12 protein-coding genes, 1 tRNA gene and 1 pseudogene are annotated in these 15930 nt (G+C 59.6%); 7 read left to right on the top strand and 7 right to left on the bottom strand.

What is annotated here, in order from left to right:
• Positions 1 to 32: 32 nt before the first annotated feature.
• The 6 genes and pseudogenes from EN852_RS28510 to EN852_RS28480 form a co-directional block, all read right to left on the bottom strand.
• On the bottom strand, positions 33 to 422 hold the full coding sequence (locus EN852_RS28510) for a hypothetical protein (RefSeq protein ID WP_127879132.1): 390 nt from the start codon (positions 420 to 422) through the stop codon (positions 33 to 35).
• A gap of 442 nt (positions 423 to 864) precedes the next feature.
• Positions 865 to 1197, bottom strand: a complete 333-nt coding sequence (locus EN852_RS28505) for a hypothetical protein (protein WP_127879130.1) — start codon at positions 1195 to 1197, stop codon at positions 865 to 867.
• Positions 1198 to 1707: 510 nt separating this feature from the next.
• Positions 1708 to 3335, bottom strand: a pseudogene (locus EN852_RS42580) (YcaO-like family protein).
• 471 nt (positions 3336 to 3806) lie between these two features.
• Positions 3807 to 5489 (bottom strand): hypothetical protein, encoded by a 1683-nt coding sequence (locus EN852_RS28490; protein WP_127879126.1) that lies wholly within the window; start codon positions 5487 to 5489, stop codon positions 3807 to 3809.
• Positions 5480 to 5938, bottom strand: a complete 459-nt coding sequence (locus EN852_RS28485) for a hypothetical protein (RefSeq protein WP_127879124.1) — start codon at positions 5936 to 5938, stop codon at positions 5480 to 5482. Before EN852_RS28485 ends, EN852_RS28490 begins: the two co-directional genes overlap by 10 nt.
• A 439-nt stretch (positions 5939 to 6377) precedes the next feature.
• Positions 6378 to 7631, bottom strand: coding sequence for a YcaO-like family protein (locus EN852_RS28480; protein WP_189546241.1), 1254 nt, complete (start codon positions 7629 to 7631; stop codon positions 6378 to 6380).
• A gap of 73 nt (positions 7632 to 7704) precedes the next feature.
• Here EN852_RS28480 and EN852_RS28475 point away from each other — a divergent pair, with 73 nt between their 5' ends.
• The 3 genes from EN852_RS28475 to EN852_RS28465 all read left to right on the top strand — a co-directional run bounded on the left by EN852_RS28475 (position 7705) and on the right by EN852_RS28465 (position 12392).
• Positions 7705 to 10191 carry an adenylate/guanylate cyclase domain-containing protein gene (locus EN852_RS28475; protein ID WP_127879121.1) on the top strand — a complete coding sequence of 829 codons (2487 nt, stop codon included), beginning with the start codon at positions 7705 to 7707 and terminating at the stop codon, positions 10189 to 10191.
• 141 nt (positions 10192 to 10332) lie between these two features.
• Complete coding sequence (locus tag EN852_RS28470; protein WP_127879119.1) at positions 10333 to 11904, top strand: peroxidase family protein; 1572 nt, start codon at positions 10333 to 10335, stop codon at positions 11902 to 11904.
• A 14-nt stretch (positions 11905 to 11918) separates the two neighbouring features.
• Positions 11919 to 12392: a hypothetical protein gene (locus EN852_RS28465; RefSeq protein WP_127879117.1), complete on the top strand. Its 474-nt coding sequence runs from the start codon at positions 11919 to 11921 to the stop codon at positions 12390 to 12392.
• A gap of 298 nt (positions 12393 to 12690) precedes the next feature.
• Here the strand turns inward: EN852_RS28465 and EN852_RS28460 are convergent.
• Positions 12691 to 12765, bottom strand: a tRNA-Gly gene (locus tag EN852_RS28460).
• 220 nt (positions 12766 to 12985) lie between these two features.
• On the opposite strand from EN852_RS28460, the gene EN852_RS28455 reads away from it, so the two are divergent.
• The 4 genes from EN852_RS28455 (at position 12986) to EN852_RS28440 (ending at position 15832) form a co-directional block, all read left to right on the top strand.
• On the top strand, positions 12986 to 13480 hold the full coding sequence (locus EN852_RS28455; RefSeq protein WP_127879115.1) for a prolyl-tRNA synthetase associated domain-containing protein: 495 nt from the start codon (positions 12986 to 12988) through the stop codon (positions 13478 to 13480).
• 103 nt (positions 13481 to 13583) lie between these two features.
• Complete coding sequence (gene trxA, locus EN852_RS28450; RefSeq protein ID WP_127879113.1) at positions 13584 to 14576, top strand: thioredoxin; 993 nt, start codon at positions 13584 to 13586, stop codon at positions 14574 to 14576.
• A 315-nt stretch (positions 14577 to 14891) separates the two neighbouring features.
• Positions 14892 to 15563, top strand: coding sequence for an LON peptidase substrate-binding domain-containing protein (locus EN852_RS28445; RefSeq protein WP_127879111.1), 672 nt, complete (start codon positions 14892 to 14894; stop codon positions 15561 to 15563).
• A 23-nt stretch (positions 15564 to 15586) separates the two neighbouring features.
• On the top strand, positions 15587 to 15832 hold the full coding sequence (locus EN852_RS28440) for a Trm112 family protein (protein WP_127879109.1): 246 nt from the start codon (positions 15587 to 15589) through the stop codon (positions 15830 to 15832).
• Positions 15833 to 15930: the final 98 nt, after the last annotated feature.

Raw genomic sequence — 15930 nt, 5'->3', positions numbered from 1 at the left:
CGGGCGGCCGCGTTGCGAAGTGCGTCGGGTCGTCAGCCGTTCGGATAATACCCGCCGTCGCCGCCGCTGCCGATATAGGTCCCCTGGCCGGTGGTATTCTGAAGCCGCTGGTCCAGTTCATTGATCTGTCTCAGCATGGACCGGCCGGGAGACCCGCTGCGCTGGATGCTGTCCGCCTGCCGCATCAGGGCGCTGGCCTGGTCCTGCGAGATCTTGCCCATCTCCCGGGCCTCACGGATACCCTGTTTCACGCCCAGCAATTGCTCCATGGCCGCTCTCGTTTCCGGGTTGGCAGGCACCGATCCCGTGGTTGTGGTATCGACCGGCACTATGCGGTGACGGTGCACCGCATAAGCGCTTGAAAGCGGAATGGCCGCGAAGACCGAAGCGGCAACGATGATTTTGGATGAGAAAGAGCGCATGACGTCTCTCCTTGTGATGGAGAAGCGGCAGACCGCTTCTCCGAGACGGGCCGTCTGGTCGCGTCGTGTCGCGGTGTCAGTCACTCATCGCCGGCGGTTCTCGGCCCAGGATGGGATATAGCGGCCACTCCGGCGTCGAAACGGAGGTGGAACGCAAACGTTATCCGATGTGATCCGGTGCTGAGTCGTGGCTACGTGTAGCCAAGGCCGGACGCTTTAACCTTGTGATTTTACGTGTGTCTTTGTCCTGAAACCCAGGCTCGCGCTTTCGAGAGCGCGAAGACTCTCCTGTGCTGCTTGATAAGGCCGATCGCCTCGCATGACGCGAGAAAGAAGGCCGGCAGGCCGCATTCCAGGGATACAAAAGGCGGGGTCGATCCGGCCCTTTTCATGACGCTCGCTGCGGCGGGCGCGGCGATCCGGCTCGCCGGACCGGTGGCCTTCAGGCGACGCTGGCGAATGGGACCGACGAATAGCCGGCGGGCCTGATGATTCCAGCATTGGCCAGGCCGGCAAGGTGCTCGGCCTCGCTTCGCGGCAGCCCGATCAGCAACAGGTCTTCCAGCTCCGCCGGGAGGTCCAAAACCAGGTCGCAGACGAGCCAGTCGTCGCACGGGTCCTGCATCGCTGCGAATCTCGGTGGCGCTTTCGGTTGCAGCACCGAGAGAATTTCATTTGCCCGGCCGGCAAGCCGCTCGGCCTCCTCGCGCGTCAACCCAAGCAGCAAAATATCCGGTATCCGCGCCGGGTAGTCCGACAGCAGATCATACACCATCCATTGGCCGCACGGATCCTGTAAGGCGGTAAACCTCATGTCCGTCTTTATTCTGGCTATGCCCCAACGTATTCATTTCACGGGCATCATCCCGCGAAACTGCCCGGCTGAATTGTCTCCAGCACTTTCACCAAAACATATAGTTGTGGGCCGCCCGGCAAAAGAGGCCCTGCAGTCCCTTGGCCATACGACTCAAGTCCGAGGAAGCGCCGACACTGTGTCGGTGACGAACGCTATGTGAAAGTCATCGGCCAGCCATGTGCCTGATGCTGGCGGGACGTAGATGTCGGAACGCGGATTGAATCCTCTCCGGGGCGTTCACGCATATGTCTTTGTTTTCACGCAGTTCCGGACGTCGCCTTACGGCTCACCTCGCAAACCCGGTGGACCAATCACGCATTAAAACCCGAACGCGCGGGGGAGCAAATGGCTAACGACGAGCAAGAAGCGACCGAGGAATCATGACGCTCCCCAAAACAGGGCGACGTGAAGGCCCTCGAACATGCAACACTAAACCAAAAGCAGCGGCTGGTCCGCGGGCGAACTGGGGTCGAAGCTTAGATCGCGGGCATCGGGAGCAAGGAGTCGTACGCGTCCGAAACGTGGTTTGTAGTGACAGAGCCGGGTCGATACGGCGCGAAACACGGGAATGCCGATTTCCGCGCGGGTCATTTCGGCAAACCACAAATCGATTCCTCTCTGCGCCAAGGCGTCGAGCACATCCGACAGGTCACGTTCAACCGCGCGATGAGGTAGATTTGGCGCGACGTGTTGGATCGAAGCCATATCCAGCGGCCGGGTTTTCATTGAGGCTTTCTCTCGCCATTGCGACCAAGTGCCAGCTTTATCGCCAAGCACTCGTGAAACCCCGAGCGAAATCTCCATTTGAAGCATCTCGGTCAAGGCGGCTGTCGCGGCGGACTGTAGGCTTTTGCCCGCAGCAAAGCCTACCGAGACGTCTCTGCCGTCCGGTTCCGCAGAAGCAGCGGCAATCACTGGGACATCGATGTCCGAGGTGATGTCGAAGAGCCGGGTTCGACGCTCGCGATCCCACACCCAGTCAACAAGCGTGTCGATGCCCGAGAGAGAGACGGGTCGATTGTTCGGCGCTGCCTTCTTCCATACCACCACCGACCCGTCGCATCCCTCTCGACCAGCTCCAAGATGGCGGCCAGTTTTGCCGCATCCGCACTAGGTCCTGCAGCGCACCCGCTGCTATCGCCGATGGCGACCGCGCCCTCCTCGCCAGCCCCTTTGCGTCCTATGAAAGCAAAGTCTGCCGGTATGAAAGCCCCATCCCCCCCAAATGCATCTTCAACCCTCAGCCAGTTCAGCGCGGCGGATTCATCCCTGATCGGTGGCCGCCAGTCGAAGCCAGTGTTCTCCTTGTTCCACACGGCGCGGGCGGCGATTTGATCGGAACTGAAGCCGTTCAGGCTTTCAGGAGCAATTGCCGCCGATCCGATCTCGTCGACCGTAGCGGTGATCAACGGTTCGTCACCCCACGAGCAGCAACCGGTGATGCCGTCTGACAGGTATTTCTGGTCCGGATCGCCGCTTAGGTTGTCCAGCGGCAGGATGGCTATCGACGGCTTGTTGGAAACGGGTGAGATGGTCTGGGGCGCCATTGGCGCGGCGCTGGTTCCGACACGATAGACCCGGACCGGCGTGGCGATATTCTTGAGCTGTCGTTCGCCCGCGTCCTCGAAGGCGGCGTCGACCTTGCCTCGTACCTCGTCGTGAACCTTGCCAGAAATGTATATGCCACCGGGCTCCGCCAGGGTCTCGAGGCGCGCGGCGATGTTGACGCCCTCACCATAGATGTCGGCACCTTCGCCGATGACGTCCCCGAGATTGATACCTACGCGGAGCACAATGCGGCTGTGATCTGGCAAGTCACCATTGGCTTCCGACATCTTTCGTTGCAGCTCAATCGCGGCGGTCACCGCGTTTACCGCGCTGGCGAATTCGACGAGTACGCCATCGCCCATAAACTTGACGATGCGACCACCCCTTGCGCGCACCGTGGGCTGCAGGATCAAGGTCCGGCGGCCTTTGAGCGTGGCAAGCGTGCCTGCTTCATCGGACTCCATCAGCCGCGAAAACCCGACTACATCCGCAACGAGGATGGCGGCCAATCGGCGGGTGAAGCTTTCTTCGACCAACTTCGGCAGACCTCCGACAACCGGCGGTGGCGATGGTATTTTCGCCCCGCCGAGAAGTCCATTCGCGAGGGACTCGAGCCGGCGCTAGCACGGCGGCGAGATTGAAACAGTCGATATCCAGAGGTGGCGGCCGAGCGAGAGCCCAGCAGTCGGCCGGTCCGAGCTCTATCAATTCTTAATCCATCTAACTCTCACTTTGGTCTCTGACATTGGATCGCGATTAGAACTGAAAAATGGCCGGACCGGGCTCTGGGAGCCAACGCATGACGGCCGCACGCGACGTGGATTCGTCTGATCGCTTGCGCGACTGGTAGATTTGTCTGCCCGCGCCAAGCACGTTGCAAAGGCCCGACTAGTCGCCACACCCATGGCGCCTGCACAATAGCCGGGCGGCGCGTAGGGGCCTCGGGGTGCCACCCAGCACTTCGGGGCGCACCGGCGAAACTAATGCGTGCGGCGGTAACGGACGAAGTAACCCTCCTTCTTGAGATCAATAATCGTCAACCTATCGACCAACGAACGGAATCGGTTGTCCACTTTTTCGCCGTCTAACGACGCCTTCTTATCGATCAGCGTGGTTAGCAACCCCGCCAACTCATCCCGCAAGACAATCTCCTCCCCGGAACCGGGCTCCGGCAATTTTGGCTCAGCGCAAAGCATTTCATATAGCTTTTGCTGCCTCCATGGCAGGTTCCATTGCCGGAGCGCCGGAGAGGTGTTCCCTTTTTCGTCAATATGAAAGAAACCGAGGCTGTTCGGCCATCTAATCTCCCTACCGGCGACGTGTCCCACCGTCTTGCCATTCGAAAACGCGTGGCAACCCCCGCACGTAATCGCCCCCGCCCTTGCCAGGGCCTCGTCTGATGAGACGCCTTTCGATGAAAGGCCCAACTGGGAAAGTGCCGCGTCAATTCTCGGCTTGAGCCCTGAGACTTCCAACTCAGGATCGTCCTCGGAGTTCGAGGATATGCTCTGAAATTCGTTGAACCGGTTGTCAATGGCGGCACCAAAATCGTTCAATAGACCAAGCATGTAGGCCGTTATCGCCGGATCGTCGCCCGGCGCGGGCGATGATGTTAGCTCGGGACTGAAGAGTTGACGCAGGTTCTGATCAACAAAGGCCCGCTGATAGTCTATGCGTTGCTGCTCTTGCGCTTTGCCGTTTATAGCGCCTTTACTGTCATCGCGGTAAAACTCTGCCAAGGCATTGTTCTTCACGGTTTCGATTCGGAAGGCCGAGCCGGAGGTCTTGGAAGGAGGCACAATCTTCCATTCACGCAACTGCCAGTGCTCTGCGCCGTTAAGGTTAGCATTGCCCCGAACTTGCCCGTCCGGGATCCCGTAGTTCTTGGCCAGCACCGCCGCGACAAAGCCGGATCCTAAACCTTCGTAGTAAAATTTTTCAAGATCGGCCGCCATTTGCTCTTCGGATTTCCCAGACAGACCGCTCCAGAATTCGGCAACCGGCATGCAGCCGGCAATCCCGCGCTCGCGTTCAGGATTGGGTAGCACTGCCTCAAAGTTGAGGAAGAAGCGCCCCAACCCTCCTGTCCGCAACCGGTACTTCATCGCGTATACGATCCGGTATTCGCCGCAGTTCGCCCCGTCGCGCGGGGCGCGGTCGAAGCGATTGACCAGAGCGACGGGTTGTAGCCCGGAACTGGCATCCAAAAGCATATCAGCGCTCGGGATATCGTTATTGCGCTGCTTTTCGATCGCCATGGGCAGCATACTGTCGGGGTTGTTCTGCTGGTCAATGTCGTAGGTGTCGAGGAGAGTTTGCACGAAGCCGATGCGATTGGCATCTGGGTCAACTTTGAGGCTCGCCAGAATAGAATCGATGGTGTGGGCGAAACTAAAATCGGTCTTCGAGAATAAGTTTGGCCAATCGAGCAATGTCACGATCAAGGATTTTGTTATGACGATCTGATCTAAGCTCGCAGGGCATTGTCTTGCGCGAGCAACCGTTTCAGAAGAGAGACTACCAACCAAAAGCGCAACCAATGCGCCGGCAATACTGCTCCGCCTTCTCATCGCCCCACCTTCGATGACCAGGTCAAAGGCTCCACAACGGCGGAAGTTGCACCAGCGTGCCGCTTGCGGCGCTGGCGCACGTGCTATCTGCAACGTGTGAGAAGCATTAACCCGAAGAGGAAGTTTCTTGCCTTGACCGGATCTTTCTCGTCCCTGGCGATCTCAACAATCGCGGTGACGTATTTATCCAGATAGGCAATGTTTGGAATCTCAACCCCGCTTGTCCATTGCTTAGGCAGAGAGATGTTATGCTTTGACTTTGAACCCTTCTTCTGTAAGTCTTCGACTATCTCAACCAGACAATTGTCATGGTTGATAGGTTCCTCGCCTCCACCGATCAAAAGGTGAGTAACAACGCATTTTAAACCCTTCGAATCGTTGCCCGCATGTTGTTGCACCAGATCAGCCCGGTCATCGTCTTGAGCGCCGACAAACGCCTTAAAGTTGCCATTGTTTAAGATCGCGTTCAGGGCGAAATTGGAATATCCATCCTTGCTCGGGCGCGTCGGATCGCCGTTGTCCTTAATGTATAGCCGTGCCATAAACGTGCCTCCCAGCCTAGCCTTCCATTCTATGCGCCCGATCAAGGGATCTCGCAAGTGAGACGATGTGGGGAGTCCCCCTTGGGCTGGACCACGAGGACATAAATTGCATTATGAACCGATCGGTCCGGCCGGTCAGGGTCACAACGATCTTCCCACACTACCTCTCGCTTGCTAGCCCTTCCACGTGGTCGGCTCGCCTAGAACAACGAATGGTCGGACGGCCCGGACCGCCCCTTGTTAGGCTCGGCCCCAGCACCGGACGACTGCCCAACCCTGGTCGCCCGCCACCCTGTGACCTTGGCGCGATCATGAGGTACCGGCCAATCACCGAGAGGGCGCTGCCCATGATGGCCATACTAAGTGCCAGGTGTCTGCCGCAGCTATCCGCCAAACGCGTTCGGATAGCGGACCGACCGCTCACGGCTGCCGCTAAAGACTAAATCAAAAGCAGCGGCTGGTCTGCTGGCGAATCGGCGTCGTAGCTTAAATCGCGGCTATCGCGGGCAAGGAGACGGGCTTTTGCGAACCGTGGCTTGTAGTGACAAAGGCGGGTCGATATAGCGCGAAAGACGGGAATGCCGAATTCCGCTCGTGTCATTTCGGCAAACCACAAATCGATCCCACTGTGCGCCAAGGCATTAAGTACGTCTGACAGCCCTTGCTCAACTGCAGGAGGAGATCGATTTGGCGCGACATGTTGGACCGAGGCCATTTTCAGAGGCCGCGTTGTCATTGAGACTTTCTCTCGCCATCGCTGCCAATTTCCAACGTTTTTACCAAGCGTACGCCCAGCCCCGAGCGAAATCTCCATCTGAAGCATTTCCGTCAAGGCGGCTGCAGCTGCTGATTGTTGGCTTTGGCCAGCAGAAAACCCTAGCGAGACATCCTTGCCGTCCGGTTCTGCAGAAGCGGCAGCCACCACCGGGATATTGATATCTGAGGTAATATCGAAGAGCCAAGTTCGGCGTCCGCGATTCAACAGCCAGTCGACAAGCGTTTCGATGCCCAAAAGGCAGCACAAATCAATAGTCTGGCGCTGCCTTCTGGCATACCACCACCTGCCGGTCGCATCCCTCTCGACCAGCTCCAAGATAGCCGCAAGCTTCGCAGCGTCTGCGGTAGTCCCTGCTGCGCAACCACTGCTATCGCCGACGGCCATCGCGTCCTCATCGCCAGCCTCTCGCCGTCCAATAAAGGCGAAGTCTGCCGGTATGAACGCCTCATCGCCGCCAAATGCATTCTCAACCCTAAGCCAATCCAGCACCGCAGATTGATGCCTGATCCGCGGTCGCCAATCGAAGCCGTTATTTTCCTTGTTCCACACAGCGCGGGCGGCGATTTGATCCGGACTGAAGCCGTTCAGGCTTTCAGGAGCAATTGCCGCCGATCCGATCTCGTCGACCGTAGCGGTGATCAACGGTTCGTCACCCCACGAGCAGCAACTGAAGAGTTCGGCTGCCTCGCCAAGGCAACTCGCCCGGCAATCGTCGATGCTCAATCCTCGGCCGCTCGCCAGCCTCCCCGTTTCGGGCATTGCTGCGCGCGGCGCTGCTGGCATTTGCAACAGAGCAACCCTGGGGATTGCGATAGCGAAATGAGCCGGAACATCCGTCGCAGGCAGGTCAATCACGTCGAACAACTCGCCGACCCTGGCGAGCTCGCTGGAGCCGTCCATGAAAGCGTTGGCCATCACTTCGTTGTACCGTCGACTAAGCGCGCATTGGGGAGCAGAATAACACATTCGACGGGCATGGGCGGCGACTATGCAAGCGAGATCGGAGCGAGCGACCCTTAAATCAATCCTGTTTGCGGACCTGGCTCAATATAGCCGGCTAACCGCGGCCGATGAACTTGGAACACTCGATCTCGTTTCGCAGTGTTTCCAACTCTTCCAAATCCATTGCGAGGAATTCGGCGCCGAGTTCATCAAGACGACAGGCGACGGGGTCCTGATACTGTTCGACGGTGTATCGAACGCCATCGACTACGCCATTTTCATGCAGGATAGCCTGGCTGACCTACTGGACAGGAGAGCGTTCCACAGTCGATTCCGGATCGGATTGCATATTGGAGAGGTTCATCGCCGTGACGGCGACGTGTTCGGCCATGCGATAAACGTGGCCGCCCGGGTGCAGGCCATGGCCGACTCAGGCGGTGTGTGTGTGACCCAGGACGTCTACTGGGCGGCCCGCAACACCGGGCGGTGGCGATTTCGGTTCGCCGGTCGGCCCGCCTTGAAGAACATGCCAGAGCCGCTGACGCTCTACAACGTCGTTGCCTCCAACCTCGCGGATGTCCCGGATAGCAGCCATCAGCGACTGATTTCGGTCATCGATGGGCTTGGCCTTTATCGGGAAGATGGCGAAGCAATCGCATTGCGTTCCCCGAAAGCGCAGGCCCTGATCGGATATCTCGCACTGTCCAGCAATTTTCAGGAGGTGCATGACCGGCTGGCTACCTTGATCTGGCCAGAACGAAGCCCGCTAGCCGCGCGGCGCGCGATGGCGAACTGCCTGCAGATCGCCGAAAGATCAATTGCGGGCAACTCGGCGGCAGGAATTCTCAGGCGCGGAAATATTATCGGGTTGAGCCCGTCGCGCATAACCGTCGATGCCGTTCGCATGTTGAAGGATCTTGGAGAGGGCAAGATCGACGAGCTGCTGCTCCGACGATCGGATTGGTCCGATGCGATCCTGTTTGGCCTGGAAGACACCAGCGACCTGTTCAGCGCATGGCTGAGCGTCACCAGGCACAACTGGCGCGACCACGCATTGGAAGCCTTGGAGGCCATGCTGGAACGCTTCGAGATAGCCGAACCTGCAATGCGCAGGGCGGCAAATGCCCTCTTGGTGCTCGAGCCCAGCCATGAGCGCGCTGCGCGCTGCCTCATCCGCCACCATGCGGAACTGCAGAATGTCGCGGCCGCAATGCGCGTCTACGAAAATCTGCGCGACCTTCTACGCGAACGATATCAGTTGCTGCCGAGCATGGAGACGACGGCTTTGGCGGAGGCCCTCAAGGGTCCGGAGCCGCTATTGTCGAACAGAAAGAAACCACCTCGGCCTAGCGGACCGGCGCCAACGCTTGCGGTCGAAAAATTTGAGGCTCGGACAAAGAAAATTTCTCTTCTGGTCTGGGGATTCCGCTCAGAACTAATCGCCAATCTGTCCAAGTTCCGGGAGTTCACGGTCATCGAGTTGAAAGATACTGCGATCGAAAGCCCCGACACGGACTACCTTCTGGCGGCCCAATGCGTGGACAACCAGGACGACATGCAGCTGATCGTCTCGGTAAGCGATCCCAACACGAACCAGGTCATTTGGAGCGATTCGTTTCGGCTTTCGCTTGGAAACTGGCTCGCTTTGCAGAAGCAACTGGTCGGAAAGATTGCTTCCACTTTGGAAGTTTACCTGTCGCATGACAGACTGTCGCGCCAGGTCAGGGGCCCACCGCAAAATCTCAATGTCTATGATGCCTGGTTGCGCGGCGAGGACTTGCTGACTCGCTGGACGCCAGATGCCGAAGACGAAGCCCAACGGCTGTTCGAAGGCGCGATCGTTGCTGACCCGAACTTCGCCCCTGCCTACGCCAGTTTGGCCAGCATCCACAATGCGCGACAATTCATCCGGCCGGGAATTGCTGCCGATCCTTCCATAACGGAGAGGGCTGCCGAGCTGGCCCAACGCGCCGTGGCGCTTGATCCCTTGGATGCACGCAATCATTTGGTCGTCGCCTGGTCGACAGCCATGACCCGACACTTCGAACAGTCGGAAGTGCACTACGAACTGGCCGCCGAACTCAACCCCAACAGTCCCAAGACACTGGTGTCGGCGGCTTTGGGCATGGCGTTCATGGGCCGCGTCGATTCTGCGTCGCGCCTGCTGGAGCGTGCAATGGATCTGACATCCATGTTTTTGGACTATCAATGGTCGCACATCGCGGTAATCCGCTATTTTGCCGGAGATTTCGAAGGCACAATCGCGGCGGCCGATCGGTCCAAGAACGCAATCGTCGACACCGCCGGTTGGAAGACGGCCGCGCTGTGCAGGTTGGGCAGAACAGATGAAGCTCGCGCAGCGCTGATGCAATTGCAGGAGTCTATTGCCGCAGCTTGGGCAGGACCTGCAGCACCGACGCTGAAGGACATCCTGGGCTGGTTTGTAGAAGCCTTCCCGATCAAGCGGGACGAGGATCGACGTGATCTGGCGCGGCTATGTCAGGTAGATGCGCACATGCACCAGCTCTTTTGATCCATCAGCCGGCACTACGCCGTCATCAATGCCGTTCCGATACTCGCAGGCTTTTGAGCCCGATGAGACAAATTAGAAACTGCTGACTTTGTGCCGGTCTTTTGATAAGCTCATGCTAAAATACGGCCAGGGGGGAATACTATGGCCCGCCATGCTCAAAAAGCTTATCTCGTCAGCGCGAACGACCATATCTTGCTATTTGAGCGTCGCAAGACGCCAAAGGACGTTGGCCACGAAGAATTCCTGGCGTTGGTCCGCGCAGCCAATATGCCCGCCTACAAGCACATCTTCGGACGGCATCAAGGCAAAACGCTTCCGTCCATAAAGGCTCTGGTGGCGCTTGGAGAGGCACTTGCCCGCAAGCCCTATGCCTCGTCGGATGATAGCGATATCCCGGCAGGGTACACATATTTCGGCCAGTTTATTTTCCACGACATCAGTTTTATGGGACCGGGTAAGGACCCCGCCAACGATAGAACTCCTGCGCTCGACCTCGACAGCGTGCTCCCGATTGACGGATCCGTTATGCCGGGGACCGGCTGTCATGACTCCGGACCGTTGCCGATAGGCTGTACGTCAGGCAGCGTGGTCATGGCGGAAGACCTGCCTCGCGTCGATCTCGGACTGCCAGAGGAAGGCAAGCCGCTGATCATGGACAACCGCAACGATGATTTCTTGCCGCTGGCGCAGTGTCATGTGGCCCTATTAAAGTTTTTCAATGCCATTGCGAAAAGAGAAGGCTACGATCCCGTTAGGAAGGGTTCTTACGACAAAGAGTGGTGGCAGAACGTTCGCCGCATTTGGCTGCAGCATTTTCAATCTGCAGTCTTGCACGACTATCTACCGCGCATCGTAGATCGATCCTCTTTTCGCGGCGTGATGCAACACGGCCGCTGCATCGTTAAGGCCGGAGCATCGTCTCAAAATCCAGATTGGCTTCCTATCGAATTTGGAGCCGCGGTCGCACGTTTTGGCCACAGCATGATCAGGGACGCATACCGACCGTGGAACCGGATCGAGGGGTTGGCGCGGCTGTCCGAATTTATGGAATCCAGCTACGCAAATTCCGGCGACAAATTGAACTCATCGGCTCACCGCCTTCTAAGAAACTGGGTCGCGAACTGGTTTCTGTTGCTGGATTTTTCTGGCACCGCGTTTGATGCGCTGGCGACTGAACCGATCAAGGCAAACAAGATCGATCTTAGCCTCTCCCCTGCATTGGCAAGCTTGCCCAGCTGCCTGTTCGACGAAGTGTGCTGCAACCCGGCTCCGGGGGACGTGTTCGGACTGGCTGAGGAGACCATGAAGACGGGCCATGAGCTGGGCCTCGCCACTGCGCAACATGCTGTCTCTTTGACCAACGCTGCATTGGTTTCAAAGCAGCAGCCGCCCCTAGCCTACCTTTTGCCGGAACAAATTCCGACGGACGACCCATCGATCCGGCAGGCCTTCACCGACCACCCCGCCCTGCTAACCCGAACGCCCCTTTGGTATTACATCCTGAGAGAGGCAGAGCATTTTGGCGGTGGGTGCCACTTGGGTCCGCTGGGAAGTCGCATCGTGATGGAAACAGTTCACGCCGCGATTGAATCAAGCGCAAACTCGATTCTTTCTCAGCCGGCGTGGCGACCAGAGCTGCCATCCGCGAATTTCAGATATTTCTCTATGCCCGACCTGGTTGCTACGGCGGGACATCCGAATCCAATTGGCTAAATGGAGGGAGGAAAATGGCTAAGCTTAAAATCTTTAAGGACAATAACTTCAACGCTGAAATTCCGAGCGCAGACGGCTATGTGAATGTCACGAAAAACCTTATCCTGACCGCCAACAGCTATGATTATTTTAGGGCAAACAACCACAAGGCGGAGAGGCCTGGCCTGCTGACCGACCACGCCGGATACGAGGGAAACACAAAACTAAAAGTCTATCACGAGCTGGCAGCCGGCGGTTCTGAGGAAATTACAAACGCAAATTGCACGATCGAGGTCACCGAGGATCAGAAAAAGCCAAATGGGGGCAACCCATCAAAGTTTAATATCGGATTTCCACCAGAACGGCCGCTATCGGTCAATTATCTCAAGCCGTATGTGCAGGTTCTTGGCAGCATATTGTTTGATCCGAGCGAGCCGGACGGTGACAAGAGGCTGGAGCGAGCATGTCAATTCCTTTTCGGCATCATGCTGCTAACCCGCTGCCGCTGACGTGTGTCCCGGTGCGGCTCCTCTCGCAGCATGCCTTCAAGCCTGGAGGTCGCCGTCCGGCTCCTCAAAATGCGGAGCTTAGCCGCGCTAGGCGGGGAGTCCCAGCCTAGAGCGATTCACCGTTCCACGGAACGGCGAACCGCTCTATCTCTTTGTTTTTGCGCAATTCCGGACGGAAAACCGCTTTCACTTTTCCTGGAACTGCTCTAGGCGCTATTTCCCTTGGCGATCCCCGGCGCCAGGCAGCAAAAAGGCCCGGTTTCCCGGGCCCTTTATGCTTTTCAAATCTAAGAAGATTTGGAGCGGGTGAGGCGATTCGAACGCCCGACCCCAACCTTGGCAAGGTTGTGCTCTACCCCTGAGCTACACCCGCTCGCGCGGCCTTGGGCCGCAAGCCGCGCCTATATGGCCGAAGAGCGCGGCGATTGCAACAGGGAAATGACGGTCTTTTTTCCACGGCCTGCAAGCGCCTGAAGGCTGGGCCGCAATTCAGCGATTCGGTCAAACGTCGGACTGCTCGAGCCGGCACGGCCTTGCCGGAATGGTGTCGTTCGCCGTAAACGGCATGACGTTTCGCGACGACGAGAGGACCGATGCCGAAGACCGAAGCCGAGCTCAACCAATTTCTTGCCGATCTGGGCATTTCCGTCTCGACGGTCAGGCACCCGCCGCTGTTCACGGTTGCCGATTCGCAGGCGCTGCGCGGCGAGATCCATGGCGGCCACACCAAAAACCTGTTCCTCAAGGACAAGAAGGACAATTATTTCCTCGTCACCGTCGGCGAGGAAGCTGTCGTCGACCTCAAGCAGATCCATCATCTGATCGGCGCCGCCGGCAGGGTCTCGTTCGGCAGGCCGGAAATGCTGATGGAGCTGCTCGGCGTCATTCCCGGCGCGGTCACCGTGTTCGGGCTGATCAACGACACGGCCGGGCGGGTGAAGGTTGTTCTCGACCAGGAGTTGATGAGCCACGACGTCATCAACGGCCATCCGCTGACAAATGAGGCGACGACCTCGATCGCCGCCGCCGATCTGATCAGATTCGTCGAGGCAACCGGCCACGATCCTGTTATCCTGAAAGTCTCATAATCTTGAAAGTCAGGGCTCGATCGCCACATGGAAGGCGGTTCCAAAATCCGACAATGACGCGCCGGGCGCCGACGCCTGGGAGCGCGACCGAAAGGGCGACACGATGAGCGACAACAATCCGTATAGCGGCGCGTTCGGCGGCAATGGCGGCCAGTACGCCCAGACGGTGCAATATGGCGGCGGAGACCGCCCCAAGGTTTCGCTGGGCGAGGCGCCGGCGGCGGCCGAGCTGATCAAGGACACCACCACCGCCACCTTCGCCGCCGACGTCATCCAGGAATCGCGGCGCCAGCCGGTGCTGGTCGATTTCTGGGCGCCATGGTGTGGGCCCTGCAAGCAGCTTACGCCGCAGCTCGAAAAGGCGGTCAAGGCGGCCGGCGGCAAGGTCAAGCTGGTCAAGATGAACATCGACGACCATCCTTCGATCGCCGGCCAGCTCGGCATCCAGTCGATCCCCGCGGTCATCGCCTTCAAGGACGGCCAGCCGGTCGACGGCTTCATGGGCGCCATTCCCGAAAGCCAGATCAACCAGTTCATCCAGAAGGTCGGCGGCAAGGGCGGCGGCGCGCCGCAGATCGCCGACGCGCTGGCCGCCGCCACCGAGGCGCGCACGGCCGGCGACGTGCAGACCGCGGCCGACATCTACGACGCGATCCTCGAGCAGGCGCCGGAGACGCTCGAGGCGATCGCCGGCTTGGGCGAGATCCTGTTCGATGCCGGCGACGCCGAAGGCGCCGAGGCCGTGCTCGCCCGGGCGCCCGAGGACAAGAAGGACGCGCCGGCGCTGGCCGCGCTGCGCGCCAAGATGACGCTGGCGGCGGAAGCGGCCGCGCTCGGCAATCCGGCCGAGCTCGAGCGCCGGCTCGCCGCCAATCCGGCCGACCATCAGGCGCGCTTCGACCTGGCGATGATCCAGAATGCGCGCGGCGAGCGCAATGCCGCCGCCGACAATCTGCTGGCGATCGTCAAGGCCGACCGCAGCTGGAACGACGACGGCGCCAGGGCGCAGCTGTTGAAGCTGTTCGAGGCCTGGGGCATGACCGACGAGGCGACGCTGGCGGCCCGCCGCAAGCTGTCTTCGCTGCTGTTCTCGTAGAGCGGTTTCGGCGTTTCACGGAATCGCCGAAGCGTTCCAAGTGGTTGTCTGACGCAATTCCGAACGGAAACCGTTTCACACTTTTCCTGGAATTGCTCTAGGCTTGGTCTTGCGCAATTCCGGGCGGAAACCGCTGGTTCCTGGAATTGGGCTCAAAAGTTTTTGCCGGCTGGCGCGGCCGGCAGGCTTGAGCGAAGGATTGCCAGCGCCAGATAAGGGCAGGCTGGTGGTTCGCCGCCAGACCGGGACGAGCTTGCCGGGCAAGAGGAGGTTGCAGGGTGATGCGCTTGACGGCGTTGCTTTGGGAGGGTCGCGGTGCGGGTCGGTAACGCACTCTACCGGCTCGCCAAGGACCTGCCGCCGGCAATCCCGGTGTTTCCGCTCGCCGGCGCGCTGCTTCTGCCCGGCGGGCGCATGCCGCTCAACATCTTCGAGCCGCGCTATCTGCAGATGATCGACCAGGCGATGGCCGGCTCGCGGCTGATCGGCATGATCCAGCCGAGCCTCGATGGCGCATTGCGCGATGACGGCGAGCCGGAGCTCTGCAGCGTCGGCTGCGCCGGGCGCATCATCTCGCTGGCCGAAACCGGCGATGGCCGCTACCTGATCTCGCTGCAGGGCGTGTGCCGGTTCCGCATCGTGCAGGAGCTCGCGGCGAAGGCGCCGTTCCGGCAGTGCAAGATCATGCCGTTCCTCGCCGACCTCGAGGAAGACCCGGCTGCTGCCGAGGTCGACCGACCGGCGCTGCTCAAGGCGTTTCGCGCCTATCTGCAGGCCAACGACCTCGAGGCCGACTGGGAAAGCGTCAGCCGCGCCGAAAACGGCATGCTGGTCAACGCGCTGTCGATGATGGCGCCCTATGGACCGGCCGAGAAGCAGGCGCTCTTGGAAGCGCCGGACCTGAAGACACGCGCCGAGACGCTGATCGCCATCACCGAGATGACGCTGGCGCGCGAGGATGATGAGTTTGGCTCCAGTTTACAATAGTTTGCCGGTACGGGGATGGGCTCATGGCGGACGTACGTGACGCTCGAAAGGCCGAGGTCGACCCGAAGCTGCTCGAATTGCTGGCCTGCCCGCTGACCAAGGGCCCGCTGACCTGGGACCCAGAGCGCGGCGAGCTGGTCTCGCGCGTGGCGAAGCTCGCCTATCCGGTGCGGGACGGCATCCCCATCATGCTGCCTTCGGAGGCGCGCGCGATCTCGGCCGAGGACATGCTGGCGCCACCGCCGCCACGACTCAGCGGGCCGTCGTGAGCGGGCTTGCGCCGTCATGCGGCCTTCGAGGTTGGCGGGACGCCCTTTACCTCGTCATCCCAGGGCGGAGCAGCCGCGAAGCGGCGTCGCGGAGACCC

It is taken from the genome of Mesorhizobium sp. M2E.F.Ca.ET.209.01.1.1, assembly GCF_004010375.2.
Classification (GTDB): Bacteria; Pseudomonadota; Alphaproteobacteria; order Rhizobiales; family Rhizobiaceae; genus Mesorhizobium.
Note: the sequence above shows the minus strand (reverse complement) of the source record. Positions and strands in the feature narration are given on the sequence as shown.

What these genes read in the sequence shown, in the direction of transcription:
- EN852_RS28510 (WP_127879132.1), bottom strand. Translation starts at nt 422, where the DNA reads ATGCGCTCTTTCTCATCCAAAATCATCGTTGCCGCTTCGGTCTTCGCG.
- EN852_RS28505 (WP_127879130.1), bottom strand. Translation starts at nt 1,197, where the DNA reads ATGGTGTATGATCTGCTGTCGGACTACCCGGCGCGGATACCGGATATT.
- EN852_RS28485 (WP_127879124.1), bottom strand. Translation starts at nt 5,938, where the DNA reads ATGGCACGGCTATACATTAAGGACAACGGCGATCCGACGCGCCCGAGC.
- EN852_RS28480 (WP_189546241.1), bottom strand. Translation starts at nt 7,631, where the DNA reads ATGGCCAACGCTTTCATGGACGGCTCCAGCGAGCTCGCCAGGGTCGGC.
- EN852_RS28475 (WP_127879121.1), top strand. Translation starts at nt 7,705, where the DNA reads ATGCAAGCGAGATCGGAGCGAGCGACCCTTAAATCAATCCTGTTTGCG.
- EN852_RS28470 (WP_127879119.1), top strand. Translation starts at nt 10,333, where the DNA reads ATGGCCCGCCATGCTCAAAAAGCTTATCTCGTCAGCGCGAACGACCAT.
- EN852_RS28465 (WP_127879117.1), top strand. Translation starts at nt 11,919, where the DNA reads ATGGCTAAGCTTAAAATCTTTAAGGACAATAACTTCAACGCTGAAATT.
- EN852_RS28455 (WP_127879115.1), top strand. Translation starts at nt 12,986, where the DNA reads ATGCCGAAGACCGAAGCCGAGCTCAACCAATTTCTTGCCGATCTGGGC.
- trxA (WP_127879113.1), top strand. Translation starts at nt 13,584, where the DNA reads ATGAGCGACAACAATCCGTATAGCGGCGCGTTCGGCGGCAATGGCGGC.
- EN852_RS28440 (WP_127879109.1), top strand. Translation starts at nt 15,587, where the DNA reads ATGGCGGACGTACGTGACGCTCGAAAGGCCGAGGTCGACCCGAAGCTG.